Here is a 3117-nt window from a genome sequence, read left to right as displayed (position 1 = left end):
TCAACAAGAGAGTCCTCACTATGGCTAAATTTTGTGAGGATCTCTCAGGCTTTATGCGCGGGTTCTATACAGAGACCCACTAAAATAATGTACCTATTTTTAATGCGGCCTTTGCTGGATTCGCATAAAACGTGAAACGTAGGCTAATGAAGCAATCTGGAAATTTAATATTTTATTAATATTCAGCAATTATAATGTACGCAATCATCTCATTATAAATATTAATCATGTCATTCACTAAAATAGATAATCCAGGAAGAGGTAATTGTGCCTTCTACGGCTTTTCAATTGGCCTTATCGATATCATAAAACATGAATATTCACGATATGGAAAAAGTGATACTTTTTCCTCATTGGAACGTCAGGTTGATGATTTTAAAATTAGTTTGCTTGATATTATTAATTTCGATTATTTCAAACAATCCACGGATGTGTTGGACAAAATGCAACATCATTTGCGCACAGTTCTTTTTGAATACCGTATACAAGATATTATCAATAATAAAGATCATCTTACCACAAGTGCGTATTCCGGAGGACTTGATCACTAATTCCGTTAGTCATTTGATCACCGATTCCGGAGTATTTGATCACTTCAACGCCTCACGCAGTGGATTATCTTTTAAAGGGGTTTAGTCTGTAAAGATTTTTTTGTTTTTCGCATGGACTCACCATTGAGTTCTATTCTGATTGAGTTATGAACGAGTCTGTCAAGGACGGCGTCTGCAAGTGTTGCATCCCCAAGGTGTTCATGCCATAGAGCCACAGCGAGTTGGCTGGTAATGATGGTTGAACGTTTTTGATACCTGTCTTCAAGTATTTCCAGTAAATCTCTTCTCTGTTCTTCATCCGGTGCTACCAGTCCCCAGTCATCCAGGACGAGTACATCGACTTTTGCGATGGATGCCAGCCAGTTGGGATAGCTTCCATTGGCCTTGGCAATCTTCAGTTCATTCCATAATCGTGGGAGACGGTAATATCGAGAAGAGAATCCTGTAATACAGGCTTTATGAGCTAATGCGCAGGCGATGTATGTTTTTCCGCAGCCGGTTGGACCGGTAATCAGCAGATTAAGATGTTGTGATACCCACTGGCAGCGAAACAGTTCCAGCACGGCGGATTTGTTCAGGCCACGAGGATGCTTAAAGTCTATATCTTCCATGCAGGCATTGAGCTGTAGTCTGGCTTGTTTCAGTCTTCGCTCCATTTTTCGATTGTCACGTAACAGATACTCGCGCTCAACCAATAAACCAAGCCGTTCCTCAAAGTCCAGATCATTAACGGGTCTTTTGAGTTGCTCTGTAAACGCATCAGCCATGCCGGTTAGTTTTAAGGAACGAAGTTTATCAAGTGTTGGATTGTTTAACATGGTTGTTTCTCCTATTGGTAGTAATTAGAACCACGAAGGTTGTTGTGATGAGAGATGACCGGAGTGGTCGTTTTGGATGACGTCTTGACCAAGTCCATATTGTTTTTCAGCAGACGCTCTACCTGTTGATAGCGTGTCATTCCTGCTTCCAGAGCAATAGTACATGCGTTATCAAGTCGGTCTGCCCCAAAACGCTGGGCAAGCCTCATCAACCCCAGGCAGGAACGAAAGGCTTGCTCTGGAAATGCCCGGGCTGCAATCATGTATTCGATGTAACGAGCGGTATCTTCCCCCGTTTTTAATGCCCATCGATGGATTCGCTCAGGCGTCCACTCGGGCATGTGCCTTATGACTGCTTGGCATATGTTCTGCCAGAGTGGTGTGTGTAAAGCGTTTTTTTGAGCGGGTATGCAGGGCGATGCGCTTTCCCTCATGGAAGCATTCCACCATGGAACCACTGGCACGAACTTCAATAGTCTTATGAATGTACTGATAGGGAACACTGTAATAATGTTCATCAAAAACAAAGTGATAATCGATATTCACCTTGGCTTTTTTCCATTCGGCATAGTGGTATGGCTCAGAGGGCAAAGGTTGAAGTGCTGGTTTGTCCAGAGTCTCGAACAGCTCGAGACGAGAGGTATTCATTTTCTGAAAGGACTGTTGATTAAAGGCAGCAAGCTTGGGCGCAATGGCTTTTTTAATCTCAGCAATACTGGTAAAAGTATGATGTCGCAACGGGGCAAGAATCTGGCGTTCAACACATCCAACAGCATTCTCAACTTTGGCTTTGTCTTGAGGCCTGGCGGCTCGAGCAGGAACAATAGCGAATCCGTAGTGCTCACTGACATGCTGATAGTTTGCGTTAATATCAGGGTCGTAACGGTGCGACTTGCTCACACCGGATTTCAAGTTATCGGGTACTACAATTTTGGTGACACCGCCAAAGGTGTTCCACATTCGAATATGGGAGCTAATCCAGTGTTCCAGTGATTGACTTTCTGTGATGTCAACAAAGGTAAATTGCGATGCACCAAGACTGGCTACAAAGACTTGTGCTTCATGAATCTCTCCTGTAGACGGCTCTATCCATGGAACAGTCATACCCGCATAATCAACAAAAACCTTTTCTCCAGCTTTATGAACCTGTCGCATGACAGGGCTGATTTGCTTGATATAACGCTTATAACGGTCACAAAACTGGCTATAACTCACACCATCCGGATGACATTCCCGGTATTCTCGCCACAGTACCATTAACGTCATCCCTTTTTTCCGCCAACTCCGCATGGATGCACTCCCAGTCCGGCAGTACACGCCGGGTTGAACTGGCTTTTGATGGTAAAAATAAGCGCTCATACAGCTCCTGCTCGCCAAGAGACAGTGCCTCAGCTAAGGTTAATCCCGCTACACGTGCACGATATAGGTAGTTGGATACAGTTCCTGAACTGATATTGAGGCTTCGCCCAATGTCACGGTTACTGTGTCCTTGTTCATGCTGTCGAAATACTTCTTGAATTTTTCGCATACTTAATGGTCTCACGATAATCTCGCCTTGGATCACAAGACGATTAGTGTATAAAAATTGTCTTATCGTGAGTGTTGGTGGTGATCAAAAACAACCGGAATCACTGATCAAATGCTCCGGAATCGGTGATCAAGTAATGCCGGAATCTCTGATCAAGTGTTTCCGGAATCTGCGATCAAATGCGGCCGGAATTGGTGATCATTTCGCTCCGGAATACACA

At 43.9% G+C, this 3117-nt stretch carries 2 protein-coding genes and 1 pseudogene; 1 reads left to right on the top strand and 2 read right to left on the bottom strand.

Annotation, left to right across the window (positions count from 1 at the left end; translation table 11 throughout):
- Positions 1 to 227: 227 nt before the first annotated feature.
- Positions 228 to 551, top strand: coding sequence for a hypothetical protein (locus tag DGG96_RS20440; protein WP_110144300.1), 324 nt, complete (start codon positions 228 to 230; stop codon positions 549 to 551).
- 71 nt (positions 552 to 622) lie between these two features.
- On the opposite strand, the gene istB is transcribed toward DGG96_RS20440, so the two are convergent.
- Positions 623 to 1369 carry an IS21-like element helper ATPase IstB gene (gene istB, locus DGG96_RS20435; protein WP_028379467.1) on the bottom strand — a complete coding sequence of 249 codons (747 nt, stop codon included), beginning with the start codon at positions 1367 to 1369 and terminating at the stop codon, positions 623 to 625.
- A gap of 11 nt (positions 1370 to 1380) precedes the next feature.
- Positions 1381 to 2897, bottom strand: a pseudogene (istA, locus tag DGG96_RS20430) (IS21 family transposase).
- Positions 2898 to 3117: the final 220 nt, after the last annotated feature.

It is taken from the genome of Legionella qingyii (assembly GCF_003184185.1).
The sequence above is the reverse complement of the archived record's forward strand: the minus strand, read 5'-3'. Positions and strand labels throughout refer to the sequence as shown.

Bases quoted from the DNA above. Each gene is read 5' to 3' on its own strand.
- DGG96_RS20440 (WP_110144300.1), top strand. From the start codon at position 228: ATGTCATTCACTAAAATAGATAATCCAGGAAGAGGTAATTGTGCCTTC.
- istB (WP_028379467.1), bottom strand. From the start codon at position 1,369: ATGTTAAACAATCCAACACTTGATAAACTTCGTTCCTTAAAACTAACC.